This is a genomic window from Nocardia sp. SYP-A9097, assembly GCF_009649815.1.
GTDB lineage: Bacteria > Actinomycetota > Actinomycetes > Mycobacteriales > Mycobacteriaceae > Nocardia.
On sequence record NZ_WJIC01000004.1, the window covers coordinates 406,886 to 429,652 of the forward strand.

Below are 22,767 nucleotides of genomic sequence, written 5' to 3' on the forward strand. Positions count from 1 at the left end.
GTCTCCTAATCGAGAAAGTTCTTGAGTTCGTGCACGAGTTTCTGGATCTTCCCGGAAATCACCGGGGTGCCAAGGGCTTTGAACCGCTCACGGAACCACGGGTTGACGCTCTGATGGCCGGAGCTGTTCACCGAGCCGACCGGGATGAGCTTCACCCCGGAGCGGTGTACGGCTTCCATGGCCTCGAACAGCGGTTGCGAGCGGTCGAACTCGTAGAAGTCCGAAATCCACACCAGCACCGTGTTTTTCGGGTCGGTGATCTTGGGTTGCGCCATGGCCATGGCGATCGGGCCGTCATTACCGCCACCGAGATTGGTGCGCAGCAGCACCTCGAACGGGTCGTGCACCCACGGGGTGAGATCCAGGGCGCGGGTGTCGTAGGCGATAAGATGCACATCCACCTTGGGCAGGCCCGCGAAGATCGACGCCAGAATGGTGCAGTTCACCATGGAGTCGACCATGGAACCGGACTGGTCAACCACCACGATCATGCGGGCCGGAACGGTGCGCTTGGCGGTCTGGCGGTAGTAGAGCCGGTCGACATACAGTCGCTCGTCCTGGGGATTCCAGTTGGGCAGGTTCTTCCAAATGGTCCGGTCCACATCCAGATTGCGCAGAATGCGTTTGGGTGGGACCGAGCGGTCGACGGTGCCGACGCTGGTCTGCTGCACCTGGGTGCGCAGCACCTCGGCGACCTCGTCGATGTAGCGGCGGATGAGGCGTTTGGCATTGGCCAGGGCCACGCCGGAGAGATTGTGCTTATCGCGCAACAGTTGTTCGATGAGCGACATGCTCGGGGTGAGCTGAGCGGCCAGATGCGGATCTGCGAGGACTTCGCGCAGGCGCATACGGGACACCAGTTCGCCTTCGAGACCGGTGAGTACGCCCTGCACGGCACCGGCCTCTTCGCCGAGGCAGCGGCGCAGCCAATTGGCATCGGACTGCCAGCCTGCCAGTTGAGTGGCGCTGACTTGGCCGGAGCCGGTGGCGAAGACGTTCAGCAGCAGCTTGGAAACCAGTGCGGCGGTGCGCACATCGGCCGCGCCGATGGTCTGGGGTGCCTCGGCCGCGGCCTCGATCTCCGCGGTCTCGGCTACCGAGTCCTCGGTGTTGTTGGCCGCAGTGCCCTCGGCCTGGGCGTCTCCAGCCGTGGCGTGCTCGGTCTCGGAGAAGTCGAGGCTGTCGAACTCCGCCTGCATGGCCGGATACCGTTGCACCACATTGTCTATGGAGATGCCCGGATCGAGCACCGCCAGGGGCAACCCCAGATCGTCGACAATGCCCGCGCTCGCCTGCTCCAGCGTCGGCTGCTGATCCCCGGTGAAGACACCGGCCAGCAGCCGCCAGTACAGGATCTGTCGTCGTGTCTCGTGATTCGTCATTTGCGCAGCAGCTTTCCCGCGCGTTCGCGCAATACCGCCACGGCATCGCCCGACTTGGCTTGTGCCTTGGCGACTTTCGGATCGGTCGGGCCGAGCGCCCAATCACCGTTGTGGAAGGCGGTGAGCGCGGTCTTGACCTTGCGCTGCACGGCCAGCGGTCGCACCGACCAGCCGCTCGCATCCCAGCGCAGCAATCCGATCATGGTGCTGGAACCCCGCACCCCGACCGGAGTGAGCGGACCGGCGGACGGCAGCGCGTCCATTTCCACCCGGATCCGGGCTTCGCCCAATTCCAGTGCACCGTCGCGGAACCGGTACCCCTCGAACAGAACCGGTACGGCGATATGCACTGGATCGCGATCCAGCGGTGCGACGGCCGGGGGATGTGCCTGCGGTAGTTGCACATTGGCGGTGACGAACGGATCGGCGGCCTCCCCGGCCTTCGCCCGATCGTCATCCCACAGCAGATCACCGGTCGCGGTCAGCGGCATATCGGTGAGCTCCAGCGCGCGATGCTCGGCCAGCGCGGTGAGCAACTGTCGATGCGCACCCAGCAGCTGCCAAATCGCCGGTCCCACAACGGTATCCACCTTGGCCGCCACCACCGACACCCGCACCTGACGGGCCGGTGCGCCGGCGATCTCCAGCACGCCGTACACCTGCACCTGCACCGCGGTGCCGTGCTCGTGCACGTCCACGCCCAGCGGGAGCAGCCGACCCGAAACCGATTCGCGCGCAGCTGATTCCGTGCCGCGCCAGGACAGCAGCAGAGCACGCGTCCACAGGTCGGCCCACCGGCGTGCGGGCACCCGGTCCATGCTCGCGATCGGCGCGCAAGCGCTCAGTTCGGCGGTGAAGCCGTCCAGCAGCATCGCCAGCCGCCGTAGCGCGGGTTCGGCCAGCAGCGCCTCGACTGTCTTATCGGCAGCCGCCACCAGATCGTGGTCCACGCCGCGCCATCCGGCGATGGCGAGTTCGCCCAGCCAGGCGCGCGGCCCCGCCGCGAGCGGGCTCGAAGCGGTCGTATCCGGCGTGGCAGTCCACTCGAATCGATTGCGGCCCAACGCCGTATCGGCCTGTTCGACCAGTGCGTCATGCACCGACCCCAGTAGTGCGGCACGCGCGGCGGCCAGCGCCGACAGTTCCTCCGTACCGATGGCTCCCGTGCTCACCTTCGACACCGCGGCCGATACCGCCTCGGCCAGTGGCGATCCCGCCACCGCTCCGGCCAGCCCCGCCAATGCCGCGCTCTGCGGTTCGGAAACCCGGGCAAACCCATTGACCAGCGCGTTATCGAAGCCTTGCACCGCATCCAGTGCCGCCGTGATGCCGGTCGGCGCATCCGCCAGCGCGGCCAGTTGTACAGCCCGCATCAGTGATCCACCCCCGCCGGAAACCAGTGCAGCTCCGGAATCGGCATCGCGCTACCCGGCAGCTCAAGGTAGGTCAAATGCCGCAGAAACCGGCTGAACACCGCAGCCGCAGGAGCCGGATCCCGAGTCCCCGTGAGGCAGTGCACAATTCGCGACCCCTCAGGCACCTCGACCCGCAGAAACCGAGCCACCCGATCCTGCCCGTACTGCAACACAGCTTCCTCGATAAGCGAATCCAGATGCTTGCAGGTCCCCCACCCCTGATTCAACCCCCCGCAAGGCCGATTGTTATTGGTACTACAGCTCAACCCATGAGTCCCCGCAGTCACCGACGCGACATAAACCCGCGAGATATCGGAACCACTGGACACCACCCCCTGCAGCCGCCCTTCAGCCATCTCCACGAACGGCACCTTATTCAACTTCCGCGCCGCGACAGCAGGCAAAACCCGCACCACAGCCCCACTCTCCCAAGCCGGTTCCTCCAGCGTGGCACCCGATTCCGAGCCCATCGTTCTCCCTCCCGATCGATCACGATGCGCCCAAGGTATGCGACCCCACCGACAACCACCGCCCCACCCCCAAACCCCCAGGTAAAGCAAACTTCCCCACCCGCCCCACCCCACCCGGCAACGACCGCCCCGCCACGACCCCACCTCGCGGTGCCTTCGCCCGGCCGTATTCCCCTTCCTACCAACGCAATTGCGCTGGCGGCACGTCACCGACCGCTCGGCCGGGGATCACCCTTCCGTGAAGATTGCCGGACCCGTTGGACTTCCAGGGCCAGCTGCTGCACTACGACGACGAACGCGGGCCGGTCACCTTCGAACCCGAGGCGGCATAGGTCGTCTCGGTGGCGCGGCAAGTGTGCCCCTCGGTCACCCCGGCAAACCCTTTGAGGTCTGTGTTGTTCGGATGGCGGTGCGGCCGAGCATTTGAAACATGTTGTGCAGCAAATGGGTTCACATGTCGCGAAGGTTAGTCCTGCCGGAATTCGACGATGCGCACCTGCCAGGGGATTGCGGCTCGGGCGTGTTCCCAGCGCGTGGCGTTCATGGTGAGTATCGGGCAGTCGAGGCGGCGGGCCAGGGCGAGGGCATGCGCGGCGGCGGAGTCCTCGGGCTGCCCGATCCACGCGGCGACGTGTGCGATGGCGGACAGGTGATCGAGCTCTGTGAGGTCGTCGAGGAGTATGTGATCGACACGTTCGACGACGGCGTTGATGTATTCGCACTGTTCGTCGGAGAGCCCGGCTTCCGCCCTGATCAACACAATCTGGGGGATGGCCATGCGGATGCTGCGGGCATCGAGACTGGCTATCAGGTTGGCGGCATCGTCGCTTCCTTCCCCGAATGCCCGCAACACCGTGTCGTCGAGGACGTAGATGGTCACTGGTGGGCGGCCTCGTCTCCGGCGGCGAGCTCGGCGAGGGTGTCGGCCATGCGGTTGGCGCGGGCGACCGAAGCGGTGTTCGTGGCCGCGTCGCGGAAGCGCTGATCGAGCAGGATTTGCCGGCGAGCGCGGCGGGCATCGTCGGCGTTCATCAGCTTGACGATGGTGTCTTCGATGGTGAGCCCGTCGGGGGTGCGGGCTTTGAGTTTGTCGCGGGTCGTGGCGCTGGTTTGGATGGTTGTCTTGTGAACCGGATCTGCCATAGCAAGACTATAGCTGCCATAGTGTGACTATGGCGAGCGTGTAAACCGTCGAGTTCGCAATCTGACTTGGGTTCATTTCTGAATCTGGCCCGCTAGGGGTTCGGGCGTGGTCTACTGCTCTGCAACTTGGGTGCGAGCGCCTCGATGACGATGTCGAGGGACGCCCGATGTATGTGGGAGCGACGATGGTGGACAGAAGTATGCAGCGGGTGGCCGGGTCGGTGGCCGCGTTCGCGGTGGCGGCGGGGTTTGCGGTTGCGGCGATGCCGGGTACGGCTTCGGCGGCGCCGGGGTCGATCACGTGGAGTGATGGGAACAGTAAGTTCACTCGGACGGTTTCGAACGTCAATCCGATTGTTGGTGACACTGTCACTGTCACAACGACATTCGAGCGGACCGGCATTCCGGTGGAGTACATCTACTCGGTCAAGGATCTGCATCCGGCTTGTCTGACCCCGGTCGCTGGGTCGGCGAAGATGGGTGGTGACCAGGTTGAGCTCGACACCTCGTCCTCGGATTGGGTGCGCGCTTCGTTCGGCATCACCAAATACCCTGTGTACCCGAATATTTCGCCGAAGTCGCAGACCTTCGAGGTGCAGTACAAGGTGGGCGTCAACTGTGCCCGCGACACTCCGCTGCCGACCTCCATGCACTACGGTGGCTCGCTCGGCGACGGCACCTACCAGGACAAGGGCCCGGCCATTACGGTGTCCAGCGATGCCTTGTCGACCACCGTGCTCACCGATGTGGCCGGTGCGCAGACCGGCAAGGCCGTCACCTTGGAGGCGACCGTGGCACCGGCGGCAGCGGGCGGCACCATCCAATTCAAGGCGGGCGACAACGTTCTCGGTGATATCCCCGTCGCCGCGAACGGCAAGGCCACGATCGTGTGGACCCCGGGTGCGGCGGGCTCGTACACCATCGGCGCGACCTTCTCCGGCCGCAGCGGCGTCGCCGGCTCGTCGACCACCAAGGTGGTGACCGTCGCCGATCAGCCGACCGAGCCGAGCCCAACTCCCAAGCCCAGCACCGGATCCTTCGGCTGATCGCCTCCCCGGTTGCCCACGGAATTTCCGTCTTGCCGAATCCGGGGTCGGTGCGAGGGGGGTCTCTTGTACACTCCCGCTGAAGTGAAATTTTCACACTTCAGTTCGCGATTCGAGGATTCAATGAAGTTTCGTTCCCCAGGTGTATTCGCCGTGCGCTTCGCCGCAACCGTAGCCGGAGCAGTCGTATTGATCGGCGGGGTGGCGGCGTGCGGGAGCGATAAGGCGGACGGCGGGTCACCGACCAGTGCGGTCGTGGCCCCGCCGAGCACCACCGCAGCCCCGGCGAGCAGCGCGGCGGCCCCGGCGACCAGCACGGACGCGCCCGCGCCGAGCGCTCCGGCACTGCCCGCGCCGCAATCCGAGGCCACCTCGGAAGCTCCTGCGGCACAGCCGGTCGCGCCCAAGCCCGCGCCGCAAACCCAGCAGCAGAAGCCGGCGCCGCCGACATTGGACGCGCCCGGCTTCGAACCTCGCGCGGGCTACTGAGAAAGCCGGAGAATTCACGTGTCGGGAAACAGTGGACGGTGGTTGTTCGCCGCGGTGGTCGCGGTCGCGGCCGTCATGACAAAGGCTGCGGGGGTGAGCGCGGAAGCCGCTCCCGAGGGCAAAAGGCTGGTGGTCCTGGGCGATTCGTTTACCGCGAACGGTTTCGACCCGCTGTCCAAGGAACAGAAGTGCTTGCGGGGCCTGACGGCGTGGCCCGCGCAATTGAGCAAGCTGATGGGCCTGCAAGGGTCCGATCAGGTGGCGGACCAGTCCTGTGTGGGAGCGTCGATCGACAGCGGCGCGGGGTACACGCTGGGCATCGAAGCGCGTGACGCCGACAAGGCCGGCGCGTTCGGGCCGCGCACCGAACTCGTGACGCTGCAGTTCGGGCTGAACGACTACTGGGGCGGCTCCGACCAATCCCTTTGGAACGCAGTGCAACAGTGCGTTTTCGATCTCGCCGCCGGCTGTGGGTCCGACGCCGTGGACCAGGGTCGCATGCCCGATCCTCGCACGGTGTCCGGCGCCGCGTATGCCGGCCGCATTCGCAATGTGGTGGCCTACATCCGGTACTACGCACCCAATGCGCGCATCGTGCTGGTCGGGTACCCGGAGCTGTTCGGAGCGGACCAGGACGCCGTGTGCCTCGACTTCTTCGGCCTCGTGCCGTTCACGCAGCCGCAGGGCCGCACCGTCGTCGAATACTTCAACAGGATCGACCAGGCGGAGCGCGAAGCCGCCGCGCAGTTGAAGCTGGACTTCCTCGACGCCCGCGCGCTGACCGCCGGGCATGGGCAGTGCTCGCCGCAACCGTGGGTGAACGGCGCGTTCGATCCGATCATCAATTTCGGTGGCCTGCCGTTCCACCCGTCTCCCGAGGGTGACGCCGTGGTCGCGAATGCGCTGCACGAACAGTACGCACGATGACCCGCCCGCCCGAGGTCCTCTCCGCGCCGCGCGATGAGCCCGGCGCCGTCGCGCCGGACACGCGGGCGTACTCCGTGGAGCGGGCGCTGCGAGAGCGGCCCGCACTGCCGTCGCTGACCGGGGCACGGTGGTGGGCGGCGTTCGCGGTATTCGTATTGCACGCGTTGGTGTTTCTGCCGGTGTACCCGTTTCAGAAGTCGGAGCTGTTCCGGCATATCCACGAATGGGTGCCGATGCAGTTGGGGGCCGCGGGCGTCACGTTCTTCTTCGTGCTGTCCGGCTTCATCATCTACTGGTCGTTCCGGCCGGGGATGTCGGTGCGTGCGTTCTATCGCCGGCGGGTACTGAAGATCTATCCGACGCATCTGCTGGCGGCCGCCGCGTTCATCGTGGTGGCGAGCGTGCCGCTGTCGCGGATGGTGGTGTGGGTGCCGAATCTATTGCTGGTGCACACCTGGGTGCCGAAGTGGACCACCGTGGGCGGGTTGAATGTACCGGCGTGGTCGTTGGCGGCGGAAGTTCTGTTCTACCTGAGCTTTCCGCTGGTGTTGCCTCTGATCCGGCGGATACCGACGGAACGGTTGCTGTTGTCGATGGGGCTGCTGATGCTCGGGATCGTCGCGCTGCACACGGCGTACTTCCTGTGGGTGGACGGCCCGAAGGGCGTTGCGAATGCCTTTGCGCCGCGGCTGGTTCCGGGCGATACCTCACCGTATTTCGAGCTGCACGCCTCACCGGCGTGGTTCGCGCAGCCCGATATCCCGGTGTCGCCCTCGTATTGGCTCAGCTACACCTTCCCGGCCTCGCGGCTGCCGGAGTTCTTCCTCGGCGTGCTGGCGGCCCGCATGGTACTCGAAGGGCGTTGGCGCACTACGAGTCTCACGTTTCCCTTGCTGACGCTGGCCGTCGCGTACGCGGCGACGTGGGTGGTGCCGGTGAACTACAAGATGTCGGTGCTGCTGCTCGCACCGATGACGGCGGTGGTGGCCACCATGGCGGCACGGGATCTGCGCGGGATTCGCGGCCTCAACGCGCATCCGCGCATGGTGTGGCTGGGCAATATCTCCTTCGCCTTCTACCTGATCCAATTCCCGGTGATGGTGTTGATCACCCGAAACCTCATCGGCGGCAGGGAATTCGGGATTGTCGGCTGGGCCGGGTTCGCACTGCTCAGCCTGGTTGTCGCGACCGCCGTCGCCGCTGCGCTGTACCACTGGGTGGATGTGCCGATCATGCGCCGCTTCGCCCGCGCGAAGTAGCTGCCTGATCGGATCAGAGATCCGGGGCGAGCGAGTTTCCGGGTGCGATCGCGCCGCAACTCGAACCGGCGGGGATTCCGGCGAAGCGGGCATCCAGCCAGGCCGCCGCTCCCATAGTCCACATGGCGAGGGTCGGGACATGGCTGAGCGTGTCGTACTGGTGGTATTCGACTGCGGGGTTACCGGTTTCGCAGTATTGGCGGGCGAGGGAGCGGACATCGCCGGCCAGCATGACGCCATCGCCGGGGCCGACGGTCGGATTGCCGCCGTCGGTGCCTTCGAGAGTGCCGTTGGCGCCCTGCGCGATATACATGGGGATGGTCGGGGTGGGTGCGGACCCGAGATTGATCTTGTCGACCGTAGCGACAAACGGCGCAACGCTATTGGGGTCGGCGTACTCCGGCTTGACCAGCTGCTGCCAGGTCAGGCCCGGATACATGTACAGCACACTGGCGATCGACTGATGCGCCAGCGTGTCGCGGAGCTGAATTCCGTAATCGCTCAGATACGGCGTGAAATCGATCTCGTACGACCGGGCTATACCGATGATCGCCATAACCGCCACGCCCGACCAGCCGACGCTGCCGCTGATGTAGCGCAGGTTGTGGCCCGGATCGACCAGTACACCGCCCTCGGTCGCGCCCACGATATTCGCATTGACCTCGGGCGCGTACTCGGGTGCGAGCGCGGCGGCCCAGTTGGTGGCGATCGCGCCGCCGGAGTATCCGATAAGTCCGATTCGAGTGTCGGGGTTCAGGTCCGTCTCGGCGGAGTGGGTTGCCGCCCGGATCGAGTCGAGGGTGGTCATGCCGTATTCGGGTCCGGCCGCGAAATCCGCCTGCTGGCCTTCGGTATCGGCGATGATGACCGCGTAGCCGCGCGCGATGATCTGCGCGATCTCCGTGGTCTCCGAGGTGAGCACCATGCTGCCGAGGCTGGTATCACCGGCGATCGACCGCGACGGGCTGTGCTCCGGGCTGAGCGAATCGTAGAACGATTGGTAGGCAACAGCTTTGGTGGTGTCGCCACCGCCGGGGGGGAGCAGGATCGAGGTGACTCCGGCGGCGGGTCGGTATAGGGCGTCGGTGGTCCGGAACAGCAGTTGCACCGCCGTGATCGGCATGCTGAAACCGGCCAGGTGATACGCCAGAGTCCTGGTGGCAAGGACGGTTCCGGGTTCGATATCGGAGAGCGACGTGCTGCCGTGGTAGTCGTAGAACGAATCCCACGCCGCCTGCGCCTTCGGTGCGGGGGCCGCGGTGAATGCCAATGACAGCACCGCGACCGCCGACACCATGGGCGTGATCGCGCGTACTCGTTTCGAATGATTTCGCTTGCCGGACCGCTGTCTCATATTTCCCCTCCCCAGGGCGGCACGATTCAGTGTGCCGATGCCCGGATACCGGACAGAAGCGTCCGGTTACCGATTGGTAGTGTGAATGGGATCACCCTGCACCGTCAAGGCTCTAAATCCCCGAGACTTGACCTTCGCCCTGATGTCAAGGTTCGACGATGCGGTCATGGCGAATCGAATCGAGCTCAACCGCCCCGAGATCACGTCGAAAGACGCGCCGCGACTACCGATTCCGTCGTTGGCGGCCCTGACCACGGCGGCCTTCATTACGGTCCTCACCGAGGCGCTGCCGGTCGGCGTATTGCCCGGAATGAGCGCCGATCTTCATGTCGGAGAATCCGCGACCGGCCAACTGGTGACCGCCTACGCCCTCGGCACCGGGCATCGCGGCGGGCGTGGTCTGGGCGCTACTGGCCGGGTACGCTCGGCGTCCGGCATCAGAGTCATTGCAGGGCAAGGCGATTGCCTTCGTCATGGCGGGTATACCGCTGGCGCTCTCGCCGGGTATTCCGCTCGGGACGCTACTGGGTGACGCGGTCGGATGGCAGGTGACCTTCACGGTGATGCCGGTACTCGCGGTGATCCTGCTGGCCCCCACCCTGCTGGTGATAGTCGCCGCCCGCCGCCACGGTTTCCCCATGCAGTCGACAGCGGAGACCGGCTAGGGCTGCTGTTGCGACTGCTGGTATTCGCGCCAGGCCTTCTGGGTATCGGTCAGCTTCGGCGCGGGCGTGCGATTGCGGAAGAAGTTGACCACCATTATGACCGGGACGATGAACGCCTGAAAGAAGACCAGGTATGAGCCGCCGTCGAACAGGAATGCCAGATACCCGGCGTAGCCGAGGAATGCCGCACCGAAGAGGGCATTGAGTAGACGTGATGGGCTGCTCTGCCCGTTCTTCACCACCGCCAGGGCGAGCATGATGACGCCACTGAGCGCGAGCAGACCGACATACCAATTGAACATGGGAACCCCCCGAGACCGTTCCAATCGAACCAGTCGGTCCGACCGGGGGGAACGCTAACACCCGGTCATCCGGCCCGCAAAGCGAATTCCCGCCCCGGCTTTCGGAGTGAACTGGTAGGTACATGGCTTGCAATGTAATCTGGCGTGATGAAACCGCGCGCGACCTTGAACCGGAGTTCCTCACTGGGATACGGGATCAACCATCTCGCCCGGCTCATGGAACAGGCGCTGCGTGACCGAATCGCCGAGCACGGAGTGGTGCCGGGGCAATTCGCGCAGCTGCTCGCGCTGTACGAGCAGGAGGGGCTCACGCAGAACGAACTCTGCGAGCGGGTCCGCATCGACCAATCGACCATGGCGCACACGCTCAAGCGCATGGAGCGGGACGGGCTGATCGAGCGCACCCCCGATCCGGCGGACGGACGGCGGGCGCTGATTCATCTCACCGACCGTGCCCGGGAGTTGCGCGATGCGCTGCAATCGGCCGCGCGCGAGGTGAATGATATTGCCACCGAAGGCTTTTCGGACACCCGCCGGGACGCGCTGAGCAGCGCGGTTCGGCAGGCGATCGCCAATCTCGAGGCCGATCGAGCTATTTGATCATCGAACAGAGGTGACCTCATACGGACTCCGACTGAGGAACCGTCTCCGATCGGCGGGTTCGCCTCAGCGAGACGATGACCCGGGTCGTTGATTCACGGCACTATCGGGTTTCGGGCGTCGGTGTCGCGACCTACTATCGGCACGTGAATGCTCAGGGGGATGATCTGTGGTCGCGCCCGATCGGGCGGCGCGCCGAGGATGCCGGTGCGCCGCGCCCCGATCCGGTACTGCGCGTACTCGATGAGATCGACACGCTCGTCGAGGAGAGTATGCGCGACGGCGAACCCATGACCGGATACGACTTCGACGATCCGACATATCCGGAATGCCCGAACCCGTTCTGCTATGAGCACTGGCATGGGCTCGCGATCACGGCGCGAATGTCGGGTATGCGGGACTACGGCATGCTGGATCCCGAGTACGACTACCACGCCGACGACAGTCCGGTGCTGTGTCCGGGCTCCGCGTATGCCGGCGAGTGGACCGAGCCGGAGGGGGAGTGGGAACCGGATTGGGATCCGGAAGACTATGCCGGAGCAGCGGTTCGGGCATCGAGTGCCGCGCAGGTGGATCCGCGGATCGCGCAGGCCGACGGCATGTGGTCGGCCGCCACTCGCCCGCCCTTCGTCGTGTGGTCGTCGAGTGTGCTGCTCGCGTTCGTCTCGACATTCCTGGAGCCCGCGCACTGGCTGGCGCTGACACCGTTGATCGGTATCGCGGTGCTGTTCTCGCTCAGCCGGTTGTTCCGTCACACGCGCCGTGCGCTGCCCGCCGGGTATATGCGCGAAAGGCTCGGCGCCAGACCGGAAGTCATGCTCGGGCTGGCGTTGACGGTCGCTGCCGGGTGGTTTCCCGCGGTGTGGTTCTGGTGTTCGTCGCTCGATTCATCCGGTGATGTCACGACCGGATACCGCACGTTGTTGTTCGCCGCCGCGCTGGCCGGTGCCGGTCATGCGATCGTGCAACTGTCTCGAATCCGGACGCTGGCGGCGGAACTGGTGGATGGGTCGGGCGAGTTCGATCCCGCCCTGCAAGCGGTGAACTTGCTGGTGAGCGCCTTCTTCTGGCTGATTCTCGCGCTGCCGGTGCTATTGCTATTCGGCTGGACCGTGGCCCGGTTCACCTATCAACCGGCCGCGGTGTGGGCCGCCACCGGAGTCGTCGCGATCAGCGTGTTCGTGCTGTTCCTGGAGGCGATGCTGTACCATCTGGTCGCCCGGTATTACGCGCGCGCGATAGTCCTGGTCGCCCTGCTCACCGTCGCGATTCCTGTTCCCCTGCTGTGGTGGTCGCTACACGCCATCACGACCACCACCTTCCATCTCTGAGCGCCGGGTCAGGCTGATTGTTGGCTTGGCTCGACCTGGTTGTCGGCACCGGCGGGTGATTTGTGCGGGGATGTGGTGAATGTTGCTGCTACACAGAGGATTGCGATTGCGAAGCAGGCGACGGTGTACCAGGGATTGCCTATCGGGTCGCCGTTCGGTGTCAGGCCGTTGGTGGCGTTGCGGAAGTCGGGGAGGGCGGTGGCCCAGAGCAGGGCGAAGACGGCCAGGTAGAGGGTGCTGTACCAGCGGATGAAAGTGTTTGTGTAGTGCGGGGATTCGGGGGAGTGGCGTAGGTGTTGCCATTGGCGGTAGAGGACGGGAATGGCTACTACCGTCAGGAGGATTAGTTCGGCGGCGTAGAGGATGCCCCGGACCGTATCGCTGCCCGCGCCGAAGACGGTTGCCGGCAGCGGGAGGATGAAGGTGCCCAGGGACGCCAGGAGCCCGATTACCACTGTGCGCCACAGCAATCGGAGACCGGTGAAGTGCTCACCGGCGTCGACCTTGCGGCCCACGAACCAGTAGACGCAGAAGGCCAGCGACATGGGCCAGAGGGCGGCGAAGACGACCACGCTGGGGAGCGGGACCGAGTCGAACATGGGCAGGTTGAGGGAGTTGGTGGTGGACCACTCCCACCAGCGGAGCTGGGGGCCCAGGTGGTCGAAGATCTCGTAGAAGGCGTGGTGCACGAAGCCCACGCAGACCGCGCCCAGGAAGGCGCCGTGACGGCGGAAAACGCCCAGCATGCGGACGATTTCGTAGGCGACCGTAGCCATGAAGGGGTAGATGGCGACGATGTAGAGGGGAAGGCGGCCCCACAGGAAGTCGACGGTGAAGACGTTGTGGGCGAACATGGTGTCGACATGGTCTTGGATGCCGAAGGCCGCGGGGAAGTACAGCGGCGGTTCGATAATGAACAGGTAGGCGGTCGCGCCGAACCAGAGCACCAGGTTGGTGGGATCGCCATTGCGGCGCAAGCGGATTACCGCCAGCACCAATGCCAAGATCGACCCGAGGATGATGGTGGTTTCCAGGATCGGCAGGGTCCAGTTCTCCAGGCCGAACGGGTTGCGGAACTCGACCGGCCCGCCCGCCTCCTCGCAGGAGAAACCGAGGGAATGCGCGAGCTGATCGAAGGTGGGGGAGCAGTGTTCGGTCATTGCTTGGCTTCCGATCCGACGGAATCGGCTGTGTACCAGTGCGATACGTCGTACCCGGCCTCATAGCGGCGGAACCAGACATCGGCCAGCGCGGGCAAGGTCTCGGTCGCGGGATTGTGCTTGGGCAGCTGACTGCGAATGATCCCCTTCAACGCGATCAGCTGTTCGCCGAGCGGCAGATCGTCGAAGGCGCGCAGCATCGGCCCGCTGTTCTGCGGCTGTAGCCGCGGCAGCAACCGTCGCAGATGCTGCTTATTGCGGTAGCTGCCGAACATGGCGAGCGCGTCGACCTTCCGATCCTCCAGTGGCACATGCTCATTGAAGCCCGCGCAGGCGATCCTGACCACCTTGAGCACATGCCGGAAGATGGACGGCGCCATCCGCATGCGGTAAAGATCGCTGCCCACAACGGAATCGAAGATGATCAGCGCCGAGCTGCGATGCTCGACCTCCTCGACGAAGTGCCAAATGAACAGTGAGGCAACGCGATCGTCGCCGGGCTGGAACAGCGTGGCCTCGTTGTCGAGCATCAGCTTGAACACCGAGGTGAAGGTCGCCTCCAGGTCCGCGGTGTACGCGAGCCGGTAGTTCAGCGGCGTCTCGGCGGTGAGCCGGTCGAACTCGCCGATCACCTCGTCGAGAGTCTGCTGCAGCCCCGGATAGCTCCGGATGAGCCCGCGCACATGCTGCCGGTGCGCGGTCGAATGCTGCCCCTCCTGCCGCATGAACGCGTCCGCCTCCTCGGCGACGGCGGCATCGGTGATCAGCGATTTCGTCTGCAGGATCATCTTCACGATCATCTTTTCGAAACCGATGGCCAGGAACGACACGGCATTAGCCATGCTCGAGAAGGCCGGATTCTCCTCGTTCCAGAGGAAGGGCACGTCGTAGTCCTCGAAGGCGAAATTCATCTTCCGCACAATCAGATCCGTCATAGCAACCATACAAACATACATCGGAGTGTTCGTGTGTATGTTTGCGTAAGAATCCTGGCAACGGGCGCGCGACACCGTGCTAACGTCGGGTTTTGTGGCGAGAAGGCGCGGGTGGGGCGGCAGTCCACCGGACAGCGATGAAGAGGCGTCTCGGCGAATCGTCGCCGCGGCGGTCGAACTCATCGGCCGTACCGGCTCGGAAATCAGCATCGCCGACGTGGCGGAGTCACTCGGCGTCATCCGCCAGACCGTGTACCGCTACTTCCCCAGCGCCGACGCCCTCATGCGCGCCTCCGCGATCGCCTCGGTGGACGGCTTCCTGGATCGACTCACCGAAGTGGTTCGCGGACTGCGGGATCCGGTCGAAGCCACGACCGAAGCGGTGGTCTTCACCCTCACCGGCATCGACAGCACCCCCCACCTCGGGATCCTGCTCACCGCCACCTACTCCGCCGCCGACCCCAATGGCATCACCTCCGCCGAGGCCCAAGCTTTCGGCATGACCATGATCAAGCGTTTCGACGTCGACTGGGCCAGCTACGGCTACGACGACGCCGCCCTGCACGACGTCGTCGAATACATGCTTCGCACAATGCAATCCTTCTTCGTCTCCCCGGGCAACCCGCCCCGCACCCCCGACGAACTCCGCGCCTACCTCCGGCGCTGGATGGGATCGGCCATCATGGCTCAGGCGGTAGTCAGCACCTGACGCCACCGGTGCGTGACCGCTGTCTATCGCGAAGGCGGTTGGCCCGCAGAGCGTTCCGGGGATGTAGTCAATGCTCCGTACAGCGCGCAGAGTGCGGGACCTGGGCCCTGGTATCTGTACCGATTCACGATTCACGCGGCGGTCGGGGTGGCGCTCACCGAACCGCACGGTGCCACCCGCTGGCGACTCGCCTGATTCCGGCCACTCTCGGGGGCGATTTCCACACCCCCCGAGGTGGATTGGACTCCTCAGGGTGCGTTCCGAGGCGGTCGCTTTTGCTCGAACATTGGTTCGGACAGGGATACGACCACTTCGAACAGAGAGACTCTGAATTGACACACTTCATCAGCCGCGCGAAAGCAGGCATTCTTTTCGGGACGCTGACGGCTGTCGGCGTCGTGATTTCGCCCGCGACCGCGAATGCCGCGCAGCCGGATGATGTCGTCACGATTCAGCAGGTTTCCAGTGGCCGGTATCTCGATGCGTGGAATGACGGGACGCACGATTACAACGTTGTCACCCGGCCGAAGCAGGGAGATGTCAGTCAGCAGTGGCGGATTCACTGGGATGACAGCGGGACCGGGACGGGGACGGTGGAGCAGGTCAGCAGCCATCGCTACTTGGACGCGCATGAGATCGAATCGCTGGACTACCACCTGGTGACTCGGCCCGTTCAGAACAACCCGACGCAGCAGTGGCGCATTCAATCCATCGGTGGCGGGAAGTACGCCATGCAACAGGTTTCCAGTAATCGGTATGTCGACGCGCATGAGATTGTCGAGAAGGATTACGGCGTGGTGAGTCGTCCGGCGCAGAACAATACGACCCAGCAATTCGTACTGGTTGTCGTCGGCCACTGAGGCGGCATCGTCACCGCGGACAGGTTGATTCGAAGGATGCGCCGGCGAATATATCGCCGACCCAGTTCAGCCATTGCCCGGCCACCTCGGCCGGGGCACCGTGGCCACCGGGAACCACGAGATCGTGAACCGGGGTACCGAGTGCGCACATTTCGGTGATCGCCGCGGTGGACCAGGCGGTACTCACCAGTTTGTCGGCATCGCCACGAACTATGTAGGTGGGCAGGGCAGTAGCGGACTTCGGCAGATTGGTCCGGGACTGGAGATCGGAGAAGGGTTGGGCGGCAGCATCATCGACGAACCGGACCTCGGCGGGGGTGGCCGCCAAGCCGAGCGAGATGTCGTCGGCGGTCAGCTCGCCGCTGCACTTCGACTCCAAATGTGGTGCGGCGGTGAGCAGATCACCGTGCAGGACGCGGTCGTAGCTGTATCCGGGATCGTGGTAGCGGACGGCCTCGACGAGATACGGCAGGATCAGATACTGCTCGGGAACATTGAGGCCGCCGGTGCGAACGGGTTCGGTGAATTCGATCTTCAGCGCCGGGGACAGTAGTAGTACGCCGCGGATATTCAGTTCCGGCGCATAGGATTTCGCGGTTTCAGAGGCGGACTCCGCCGCCCGCCCACCCTGGGACGCGCCGACGAGCACCGTTTCCGCACCCAGCGCCAGCCCGGTGGCGTGCGCGGCCCGCACCGAGTTCAGCACGTCATACCCCGACGACTGCGAGTCCGCATACGGAGCCGCGCCCGGACCGTCGAGCCCCTGATAATTGGTCATCACCACCGCGCGCTGGCCCGCCAGCAGCTGCTCCACCGCCGGAGCCGATCCGAACAACGTCGGTGAATTGGTTGGCGCACAGGCACTTACAACACCGGAGGTGCCGTGTGCGAAGGCAACCACCGGCCAGCCCCCGGCCGGAGCCACACCCTTGGGCACGAATACCGCACCCGACACCTCGATCGGCTTACCCGCCGGTGAGGTCGACTGATATCGGATATAGGTCGCCGACGACGCGGCCGCCGACAAGGCGGGCTCGAGCGCACCCAGCGGCCGTTGTGAGACCAGCGTCCCGGCCGGCTTCACCTCGGCCGTATCGGTGGATGTTCCGCATGCCGCGACGACCACGGCCGCCAATATCGGGAAAACAATTCGCGCTCGCATGCCACTCCCCGGTGTCGGAGTCGATCACGGTCACCCTTGTTCGCTACAACTTAGCCCGGTAGGCGGCGAGGCGTCGGCGACCGGCACAGCTGATGAAGATGATCCCGCTGATCGGGATCGCGTGAATCAGCTGTGCCGACGCGCGGGCTACTCGGCGGTGAGGCGGACCGGGAGTTCGCGGTGGCCGTTGGAGATGAAGCCGATCACCGGGGCGATATCGGCCGGGTCGGTGGCGAAACGCAGGTCCGGGAAGCGGTTGAACAGCGCCGGGAGGGCGATGCTCGCTTCCAGGCGGGCCAGGGGTGCGCCGATGCAGTGGTGCACGCCGTGGCCGAATGCGACGTGATCCTTGTTCACCCGGGTGATGTCGAAGGATTCGGCGGTGTCGCCGTGCACCTTCGGGTCGCGACCGGCGGCGGCGTAGGAGGCGAGAATGGCGTCGCCCTTGGGGATTCGGATGCCGTCGATCTCGATGTCCTCCACCGCGTAGCGCAGCGGTAGATGGGCCACGGGGGCCTCGAAGCGCAGCGTCTCCTCGATGACATCTTCCCAGGTGACCTCGCCCGCGCGGACGGCGGCCAGCTGTTCGGGATGGGTGAGAAGCGCGAAAATGGCCTGGTCCAAAAGGTTTACGGTCGTCTCGTGCCCGGCGTTGATGACGAGCATCAACGTGTCGACCATTTCCTTCTCGGTGAGCCGCTCGCCGTCCTCGTCGCGGGTCGAGATGAGCACACTTGTCATGTCGTCACCCGGGTTGTCGCGCTTGAACGCGACGAGTTCCTCGACGAGACCGAACATTTCGACGTAGTTGGCCCCGGCGGCCTCGGGCGTGATCTCGGTATCGAAGAACCGGGCCACGCAAATACGCAGCGCGGGTTCGCGATCCTCGGGCACACCCATGAGTTCGGTGAGCACCTGGATCGGCACGGGATACGCGAAACTCTCACGCAGATCGACGATTTCACCCGCGGGCGCGGCGGCCAGCCCGTCGAGCAGGTTCGCCACGATCTCCTCGATCCGCGGCCGCAACGCCATGGTGCGGCGATGCGTGAACGCGGGCGAGACCAGCTTGCGCAGGCGGCGGTGATCGGCCCCGTAGGCGGTGAACATATTGGCCACCGCGACCCACGGGAACAGCGGCCACTCGGGGGTGATCTCACCATTTCCGAAGGCAGACCAGTGCTGTACCGGATCCTTCGACACGCGTGGATCGGCCAGCAGTCGCTTCAACACATCGGCATCGGTGACCGACCAGGCGGGTACGCCCATCAACTCGACCAGGGTCACCGGTCCACGGGCACGGATGCGGGCGTTCTCGCCTTGAATGTCGACACCGGTGAGGTCCAGCGCCAGGGGTTCGATCGTCAAAACAGCTCTCCTACTTCACATTCAACGGCGGACTCGCGGGGAAGACCACCGGCAGCGCCGCCAGCGCGCGGTGGAACGGTCCTGCCCGCCAAGATAATTCATCCACCGGCACCGCGAGACGTAGCTCGGGCAGCGCGTCCAGTAGCTGGTCGATCGCCTCCTGCGCCACCAGCGTCGCCACCGACTTCGCCGGGCACGCATGCGGTCCCAGACTCCAGGCCAGATGCGAGCGATTGCCGATGCGCTCGCCGCCGCCGATCGCGGGATCGTTATTGCAGCCCGCCAGCGAGATCACGACCGGTTGATGCGCGGGCAGCCAGGTCTCGCCGATGAGCATGGGCTGGCGCGGATAGGAGATGGCGAAGTTCGCCATGGGCGGGTCGTTGAAGAGCACCTCGTCCAAAGCGTCACGGGTGGAGAGACTTCCGCCGAGCACATCACCGGCGAAGCGATCGTCGGTGAGAATCAGCCGCAGGGTATTGATGATCAGATTCTGCTGTGGTTCCAGACCCGCGCCGTAGAGGCTGATGATGTTCGCCAGCATCTCGGTGTCGTCGAGTCCGGCACCGTGCTGCAGCAGCCGGGTCACCATATCGTCGCCGGGCTCGCGCTTCTTGAGCTCGATCAGCTCCAGCAGTGCGCCACTGAGCAATTGCATGCCCAGTTCGGCGTTTTCGTCCACGGAGTCGAATAGTGCCGCCATACCCGCCGCGACCCGCTGGCCGATCTCCGGCGGGCAGCCGAGCATGTCATTGAGTCCGGCGAAAACCAGCGGGAACGCGTACTGACTGATCAGCTCCGCGGATCCGCTCTCGCAGAACGTATTGATCAGCGGCGTCGCTTCGCGCTCGACAATCGCGTGCAGCCCATGTAGATCCACGCCGTCGACCGCGTGCACATTGGCCTGCCGGTACCGCCGATGCGCATCACCGGCATTGCGCAGCACATTCGGATACCACTCCATCATCGGCTTCACCGGGCAGTCGGCCGGAACATTCTGCTGCCAGATGCGCGGATCGGCCGGGAAATGCTCGGGATCATTGAGAATCCGCACGGCGTCGTGATAGCCGATCACCAGGGTGGCGGGTATGCCCGGGGCCATCTGCACCGGCACCAGCGAACCGTAGCGGCGGCGCATCTCGCGGTAGTGCCCGTGCGGGTCGGAGGCGAATTCCTGTGTGTACAACGGGAATTGCGCTCCGTCGACTAGGACATAGGGACCGGTCGATGTGGTCAAATCCGTGACTCCTGGCGAGATTGGAACAGGTATTCGACGAGCGTGATGAGCGACTGCACGCACGTACGCCGATCGCGTGCGTCCAGTGCGGTCAGCGGGGTGCCTTCGGCGAGGTCCAGCGCATCGCGGATCTCGTCGAGCGGATAGCGCTTGGCACCCTCGAATTCGTTGACCGCCACCGAATATGGCACGCCGCGCTGTTCGAGCACGGCCAGCACCTCATCGGATTGTTCGATGCGCCGGGTGTCCACCAGTACCAGCGCGCCGAGTGCGCCCAGGGCCAGTTCCTCCCACAGCGGGACGAACCGCTGCTGTCCGGGTGTACCGAAAAGATAAAGCGCCAGTTGGGGATTCAAGGTGATACGGCCGAAATCCATGGCGACCGTGGTGGTCGTCTTACTGCCGAGTCCGGCCATATCGTCCACGCCGATACTGGCTTCGGTGATCGTCTCCTCGGTGCGTAGCGGTTTGATCTCCGAGACGCTGCCGACGAACGTGGTCTTACCGACGCCGAAATTGCCTGCCACCAAAAGCTTTACCGACTTGACGACGGTGGGGGCCAGATAGTCGACGCCGGGGGGCGTCGACTCAGACCGCAAGGGCACGGAGCCCATTCAGAACCTCTTCCAGCAAACTGACGTCCGGCAGGGTGTGTACGGGCGTCCGGGTTATCAGGTGACCGCTGTCGAGTAGGTCGGCGACGACGATCTTCACCACCGAGGGTGGTAGGTCGAGGTGTGCGGCGATCTCGGCCAGCGACAAGGCGTCTCGGCAGAGCGCGCAGATTCTGCGCGCATCCGGCGAGCCGCCTTGCAGTGCGAGTTCGGCGGCGACGATCACGGTGACCAGGTCCAGTTGCCGGGTGGGACGCGAACGCCCACCCGTGCGCACGTAGGCCCGGACCAGATCGGGATCCCGCCGCGGTCCGGTCACGGCCGGGCGCCACCGCGCGGTATGGCGCCGAGCTCGTGCCCGACCCGCGCGGCCAGCTCGTTGAGCCGATGCGCGACCAGCGCCACATCGACCTCCGGGGTGGTGGACACGCCGATGACAGCGCCCTCGCCGGCGGCGGTAATGAAGATCATCCCGCCGTCGTATTCGGTGACGTTCTGGCGCACGCGATCCTGCGGGCCACCACAGAATTCACCGAGCGCCTTGCCGAGCGAGCGCAGGCCGGAGGCCGCGGCGGCAAAACGTTCGGAATTGTCCTTGGAGATATTGCCCGAGTGCGCGATTCGCAGGCCGTCTTCGGAGAGCAGCACCGCGAACCGGACCCCCGGGATATCTAGATCGGCGAGCATCCAACCTAGTCGGTTGGTGCTATCGGCGGGAGCGGCGTGCGGGTCAGCCGCAATCGGTGTGTTCACGAGATCTTCCCTTCGGTCTGGTCGGCTTCGGCTGCGGCGGTACGGCCGGCGACCGAACCGCTGTACCACGCCACCGCGATATCGGGTCGAGCGAGTTGGAGCGTCGGCGCGGGCGCCGGTTCGAGCGCCTGCGGCGGGCTGGGTGCCGCCTGCAGTGCGGGCATGGGTGCGGAGGTCGGGCCACTGGGTTGCACCACGGTGCGCCGCCGCCGTTTGGTGAGTCCGCTCGCGGTCAAGGCTGCGGCGATGATTTCTTCTTCTTCCACGGTGTGCTCCCGCACCGGGGTGACGACGGTCGCTGCCACGGCGGGCAGCTCCGGCACGTCCTGCGGTGCGACCAGAAGGGATTCGGGGATGAAGACCATGGCACGCACGCCGCCGTAGGCGTTCGGGCCGTCCACGTACACGCTGAATCCGTAGCGGCGCACCAGCGCCGCGATGGACGGAAAACCGATCTTCGGCGCGGGACCGAGTTCGAGAATGTCGACCGCGCGTTCACCGGCGAGCACCTGGCGGGCATCCTCCAGCTGCTCGGGGTTCATGCGCACCCCGGCATCGTCGATCAGGATGGTCACGCCGTGGTGGCCTTCCTGAAAGCTGATGTCCACGAACGAAGTCGGGGGCGAGTACCGCAACGCGTTGTCCAGCAGGGTCGCGACGGTATGCACCAGCGGCTCCACCACACGGCTGACCACCACGCGGTCGGCCTGGGTGGTGCGGACCCGCAGATAGTCGCGGACGCGGCCGACCGCGCCGCCGACCACATCGGTCACCGACTGCTGTGGCCAGCGCCGGCCGGGCAGACCACCGCTGACGATCACATACGATTGCGCCTGCCGGATCATCTGCTGCACACTGTGATCGATGCGGATCAGCGTCTCGTAGACCGCGTCATCGCGATGCTCGCGCAGTGCGGAGCTGACCACCTTGCCGACGTCCGCGCCGAGGCTGACCACCGAGGTGCCGAACGAGCGCACGGCCGCGCCGGTCACATCGCGGGACGCGCCCTGCGCGTGATCGCGCGCGGCCTGCGCCTCATCGCGAACGGCCTGCTCCGCCTTGGCGATTGCCTGCCGGGCCTGCGCCTCGACCTCGCGTTTGCCCTGCTCCGAGGCTTCGGCCCAGAGCAGGCGCAAATCCTCGGCGAAGTATTCGACGGTCTGCCAGACCAGCGGAGCGATATTCGACTGCTCCAGTCCCGGAGGGCTTTCGGTGCCGGTGATCGGCATGCCCGGTCGCCGAATCGATTCGGTGACCGACGGAAGCGTCTTGCGCACAAGCTGTTCGAGCAATTGCTCCCAGCCGCGCACCTGCGCGGCCAGTTGATCGGCGCGCGCCCGCTCCGCGCGGACGCGCACTGCCGCATAGCCGGCCGCCGCCACGGCGACCACTAGTAGAGAAACAGTTATCCAGAGAAACATCACGGCCATATGGGGTTTCGTCAATCCTGTCGGCTACACCGGGGTCGAGCGCACTCGCGAAACACGCCGACCGTAGCCCATAACATACCTATTCCGTTATCTCAGCGACACTTTCGCTTGCAATCCCCTCAAAGTGAGGGCTCGGATCACCGATGTCGCGGCTTC

General features: G+C 65.2%; 25 protein-coding genes and 1 pseudogene. 10 read left to right on the plus strand and 16 right to left on the minus strand.

The annotated features are described in order from the left end of the window. Positions 1-5 precede the first annotated feature (5 nt). The 4 genes from GFY24_RS11995 to GFY24_RS12010 all read right to left on the minus strand — a co-directional run bounded on the left by GFY24_RS11995 (position 6) and on the right by GFY24_RS12010 (position 4,410). Positions 6-1,382: a VWA domain-containing protein gene (locus GFY24_RS11995; RefSeq protein ID WP_153805063.1), complete on the minus strand. Its 1,377-nt coding sequence runs from the start codon at positions 1,380-1,382 to the stop codon at positions 6-8. Beyond that, positions 1,379-2,755 (minus strand): hypothetical protein, encoded by a 1,377-nt coding sequence (locus GFY24_RS12000; RefSeq protein ID WP_153805064.1) that lies wholly within the window; start codon positions 2,753-2,755, stop codon positions 1,379-1,381. The genes GFY24_RS11995 and GFY24_RS12000 overlap by 4 nt, the downstream gene beginning before the upstream one ends. 978 nt (positions 2,756-3,733) lie before the next feature. Next, on the minus strand, positions 3,734-4,147 hold the full coding sequence (locus GFY24_RS12005) for a hypothetical protein (protein ID WP_153805065.1): 414 nt from the start codon (positions 4,145-4,147) through the stop codon (positions 3,734-3,736). Next, positions 4,144-4,410, minus strand: coding sequence for a hypothetical protein (locus GFY24_RS12010; protein WP_153805066.1), 267 nt, complete (start codon positions 4,408-4,410; stop codon positions 4,144-4,146). Before GFY24_RS12010 ends, GFY24_RS12005 begins: the two co-directional genes overlap by 4 nt. A 185-nt stretch (positions 4,411-4,595) precedes the next feature. On the opposite strand from GFY24_RS12010, the gene GFY24_RS12015 reads away from it, so the two are divergent. From GFY24_RS12015 to GFY24_RS12030, 4 genes are all read left to right on the plus strand, one after another. Next, a complete protein-coding gene (locus GFY24_RS12015; RefSeq protein ID WP_153805067.1) occupies positions 4,596-5,456 on the plus strand; it encodes an Ig-like domain-containing protein in 861 nt (286 codons plus the stop codon). A 123-nt stretch (positions 5,457-5,579) separates the two neighbouring features. Further along, complete coding sequence (locus tag GFY24_RS12020; RefSeq protein ID WP_153805068.1) at positions 5,580-5,945, plus strand: hypothetical protein; 366 nt, start codon at positions 5,580-5,582, stop codon at positions 5,943-5,945. Between the two features lie 18 nt (positions 5,946-5,963). After that, positions 5,964-6,872, plus strand: coding sequence for an SGNH/GDSL hydrolase family protein (locus GFY24_RS12025; protein ID WP_153805069.1), 909 nt, complete (start codon positions 5,964-5,966; stop codon positions 6,870-6,872). Then, entirely contained in the window at positions 6,869-8,131 is a 1,263-nt protein-coding gene (locus GFY24_RS12030; protein WP_153805070.1) for an acyltransferase, read from the plus strand. The genes GFY24_RS12025 and GFY24_RS12030 overlap by 4 nt, the downstream gene beginning before the upstream one ends. Positions 8,132-8,144: 13 nt before the next feature. Here the strand turns inward: GFY24_RS12030 and GFY24_RS12035 are convergent, their stop codons facing one another. After that, the gene (locus GFY24_RS12035; RefSeq protein WP_228566199.1) at positions 8,145-9,485 is read right to left on the minus strand and encodes a lipase family protein; all 1,341 of its coding nucleotides are present in this window, start codon (positions 9,483-9,485) and stop codon (positions 8,145-8,147) included. 223 nt (positions 9,486-9,708) lie between these two features. After that, positions 9,709-9,960 (minus strand): hypothetical protein, encoded by a 252-nt coding sequence (locus GFY24_RS41840; protein ID WP_228566252.1) that lies wholly within the window; start codon positions 9,958-9,960, stop codon positions 9,709-9,711. On the opposite strand from GFY24_RS41840, the gene GFY24_RS41845 reads away from it, so the two are divergent. Beyond that, on the plus strand, positions 9,881-10,150 hold the full coding sequence (locus GFY24_RS41845; protein WP_309230750.1) for a hypothetical protein: 270 nt from the start codon (positions 9,881-9,883) through the stop codon (positions 10,148-10,150). The genes GFY24_RS41840 and GFY24_RS41845 overlap by 80 nt on opposite strands. On the opposite strand, the gene GFY24_RS12045 is transcribed toward GFY24_RS41845, so the two are convergent. After that, complete coding sequence (locus GFY24_RS12045; RefSeq protein ID WP_153805071.1) at positions 10,147-10,452, minus strand: hypothetical protein; 306 nt, start codon at positions 10,450-10,452, stop codon at positions 10,147-10,149. The genes GFY24_RS41845 and GFY24_RS12045 overlap by 4 nt on opposite strands. 147 nt (positions 10,453-10,599) lie before the next feature. Between GFY24_RS12045 and GFY24_RS12050 the strand changes: the two genes are divergently transcribed. Together GFY24_RS12050 and GFY24_RS12055 are read left to right on the plus strand one after the other, a co-directional pair. Then, positions 10,600-11,052: a MarR family winged helix-turn-helix transcriptional regulator gene (locus GFY24_RS12050; RefSeq protein ID WP_153805072.1), complete on the plus strand. Its 453-nt coding sequence runs from the start codon at positions 10,600-10,602 to the stop codon at positions 11,050-11,052. A 146-nt stretch (positions 11,053-11,198) separates the two neighbouring features. Then, a complete protein-coding gene (locus tag GFY24_RS12055; RefSeq protein ID WP_153805073.1) occupies positions 11,199-12,383 on the plus strand; it encodes a hypothetical protein in 1,185 nt (394 codons plus the stop codon). Positions 12,384-12,391: 8 nt separating this feature from the next. Here GFY24_RS12055 and GFY24_RS12060 read toward each other — a convergent pair whose 3' ends face one another. Continuing rightward, the gene (locus tag GFY24_RS12060) at positions 12,392-13,543 is read right to left on the minus strand and encodes a hypothetical protein (protein WP_153805074.1); all 1,152 of its coding nucleotides are present in this window, start codon (positions 13,541-13,543) and stop codon (positions 12,392-12,394) included. Next, positions 13,540-14,478 carry a metal-dependent hydrolase gene (locus GFY24_RS12065; RefSeq protein WP_153805075.1) on the minus strand — a complete coding sequence of 313 codons (939 nt, stop codon included), beginning with the start codon at positions 14,476-14,478 and terminating at the stop codon, positions 13,540-13,542. Before GFY24_RS12065 ends, GFY24_RS12060 begins: the two co-directional genes overlap by 4 nt. Positions 14,479-14,572: 94 nt before the next feature. Between GFY24_RS12065 and GFY24_RS12070 the strand changes: the two genes are divergently transcribed. The 3 genes and pseudogenes from GFY24_RS12070 (at position 14,573) to GFY24_RS41080 (ending at position 16,047) form a co-directional block, all read left to right on the plus strand. After that, entirely contained in the window at positions 14,573-15,187 is a 615-nt protein-coding gene (locus GFY24_RS12070; RefSeq protein WP_309230751.1) for a TetR/AcrR family transcriptional regulator, read from the plus strand. 12 nt (positions 15,188-15,199) lie between these two features. Continuing rightward, positions 15,200-15,382: pseudogene (locus GFY24_RS41850) on the plus strand (pyridoxamine 5'-phosphate oxidase family protein); the annotation flags it as partial. A 137-nt stretch (positions 15,383-15,519) separates the two neighbouring features. Beyond that, positions 15,520-16,047, plus strand: a complete 528-nt coding sequence (locus GFY24_RS41080; RefSeq protein WP_194852830.1) for an RICIN domain-containing protein — start codon at positions 15,520-15,522, stop codon at positions 16,045-16,047. A 10-nt stretch (positions 16,048-16,057) separates the two neighbouring features. Here the strand turns inward: GFY24_RS41080 and GFY24_RS12080 are convergent, their stop codons facing one another. The 7 genes from GFY24_RS12080 to GFY24_RS12110 form a co-directional block, all read right to left on the minus strand. Beyond that, positions 16,058-17,209, minus strand: coding sequence for a lipase family protein (locus GFY24_RS12080; RefSeq protein WP_153805077.1), 1,152 nt, complete (start codon positions 17,207-17,209; stop codon positions 16,058-16,060). Between the two features lie 147 nt (positions 17,210-17,356). Next, on the minus strand, positions 17,357-18,577 hold the full coding sequence (locus tag GFY24_RS12085) for a cytochrome P450 (RefSeq protein ID WP_153805078.1): 1,221 nt from the start codon (positions 18,575-18,577) through the stop codon (positions 17,357-17,359). A gap of 10 nt (positions 18,578-18,587) precedes the next feature. Then, a complete protein-coding gene (locus tag GFY24_RS12090; RefSeq protein ID WP_153805079.1) occupies positions 18,588-19,814 on the minus strand; it encodes a cytochrome P450 in 1,227 nt (408 codons plus the stop codon). Then, positions 19,811-20,428, minus strand: a complete 618-nt coding sequence (locus tag GFY24_RS12095) for an ATP/GTP-binding protein (RefSeq protein WP_153805080.1) — start codon at positions 20,426-20,428, stop codon at positions 19,811-19,813. Before GFY24_RS12095 ends, GFY24_RS12090 begins: the two co-directional genes overlap by 4 nt. Beyond that, complete coding sequence (locus GFY24_RS12100; RefSeq protein ID WP_309230752.1) at positions 20,403-20,747, minus strand: DUF742 domain-containing protein; 345 nt, start codon at positions 20,745-20,747, stop codon at positions 20,403-20,405. The genes GFY24_RS12095 and GFY24_RS12100 overlap by 26 nt, the downstream gene beginning before the upstream one ends. Beyond that, positions 20,744-21,115 (minus strand): roadblock/LC7 domain-containing protein, encoded by a 372-nt coding sequence (locus tag GFY24_RS12105; RefSeq protein ID WP_153805201.1) that lies wholly within the window; start codon positions 21,113-21,115, stop codon positions 20,744-20,746. The genes GFY24_RS12100 and GFY24_RS12105 overlap by 4 nt, the downstream gene beginning before the upstream one ends. A 62-nt stretch (positions 21,116-21,177) precedes the next feature. Further along, positions 21,178-22,572: a sensor histidine kinase gene (locus GFY24_RS12110; RefSeq protein ID WP_309230753.1), complete on the minus strand. Its 1,395-nt coding sequence runs from the start codon at positions 22,570-22,572 to the stop codon at positions 21,178-21,180. Between the last annotated feature and the right edge of the window lie 195 nt (positions 22,573-22,767).

What these genes read in the sequence shown, in the direction of transcription:
- GFY24_RS12015 (WP_153805067.1), top strand. Translation starts at nt 4,596, where the DNA reads ATGGTGGACAGAAGTATGCAGCGGGTGGCCGGGTCGGTGGCCGCGTTC.
- GFY24_RS41840 (WP_228566252.1), bottom strand. Translation starts at nt 9,960, where the DNA reads ATGACGAAGGCAATCGCCTTGCCCTGCAATGACTCTGATGCCGGACGC.
- GFY24_RS12105 (WP_153805201.1), bottom strand. Translation starts at nt 21,115, where the DNA reads ATGCTCGCCGATCTAGATATCCCGGGGGTCCGGTTCGCGGTGCTGCTC.
- GFY24_RS12000 (WP_153805064.1), bottom strand. Translation starts at nt 2,755, where the DNA reads ATGCGGGCTGTACAACTGGCCGCGCTGGCGGATGCGCCGACCGGCATC.
- GFY24_RS12080 (WP_153805077.1), bottom strand. Translation starts at nt 17,209, where the DNA reads ATGCGAGCGCGAATTGTTTTCCCGATATTGGCGGCCGTGGTCGTCGCG.
- GFY24_RS12020 (WP_153805068.1), top strand. Translation starts at nt 5,580, where the DNA reads ATGAAGTTTCGTTCCCCAGGTGTATTCGCCGTGCGCTTCGCCGCAACC.
- GFY24_RS12095 (WP_153805080.1), bottom strand. Translation starts at nt 20,428, where the DNA reads ATGGGCTCCGTGCCCTTGCGGTCTGAGTCGACGCCCCCCGGCGTCGAC.
- GFY24_RS12065 (WP_153805075.1), bottom strand. Translation starts at nt 14,478, where the DNA reads ATGACGGATCTGATTGTGCGGAAGATGAATTTCGCCTTCGAGGACTAC.
- GFY24_RS12035 (WP_228566199.1), bottom strand. Translation starts at nt 9,485, where the DNA reads ATGAGACAGCGGTCCGGCAAGCGAAATCATTCGAAACGAGTACGCGCG.
- GFY24_RS12045 (WP_153805071.1), bottom strand. Translation starts at nt 10,452, where the DNA reads ATGTTCAATTGGTATGTCGGTCTGCTCGCGCTCAGTGGCGTCATCATG.
- GFY24_RS12010 (WP_153805066.1), bottom strand. Translation starts at nt 4,410, where the DNA reads ATGGCAGATCCGGTTCACAAGACAACCATCCAAACCAGCGCCACGACC.
- GFY24_RS12050 (WP_153805072.1), top strand. Translation starts at nt 10,600, where the DNA reads ATGAAACCGCGCGCGACCTTGAACCGGAGTTCCTCACTGGGATACGGG.
- GFY24_RS11995 (WP_153805063.1), bottom strand. Translation starts at nt 1,382, where the DNA reads ATGACGAATCACGAGACACGACGACAGATCCTGTACTGGCGGCTGCTG.
- GFY24_RS12030 (WP_153805070.1), top strand. Translation starts at nt 6,869, where the DNA reads ATGACCCGCCCGCCCGAGGTCCTCTCCGCGCCGCGCGATGAGCCCGGC.
- GFY24_RS12060 (WP_153805074.1), bottom strand. Translation starts at nt 13,543, where the DNA reads ATGACCGAACACTGCTCCCCCACCTTCGATCAGCTCGCGCATTCCCTC.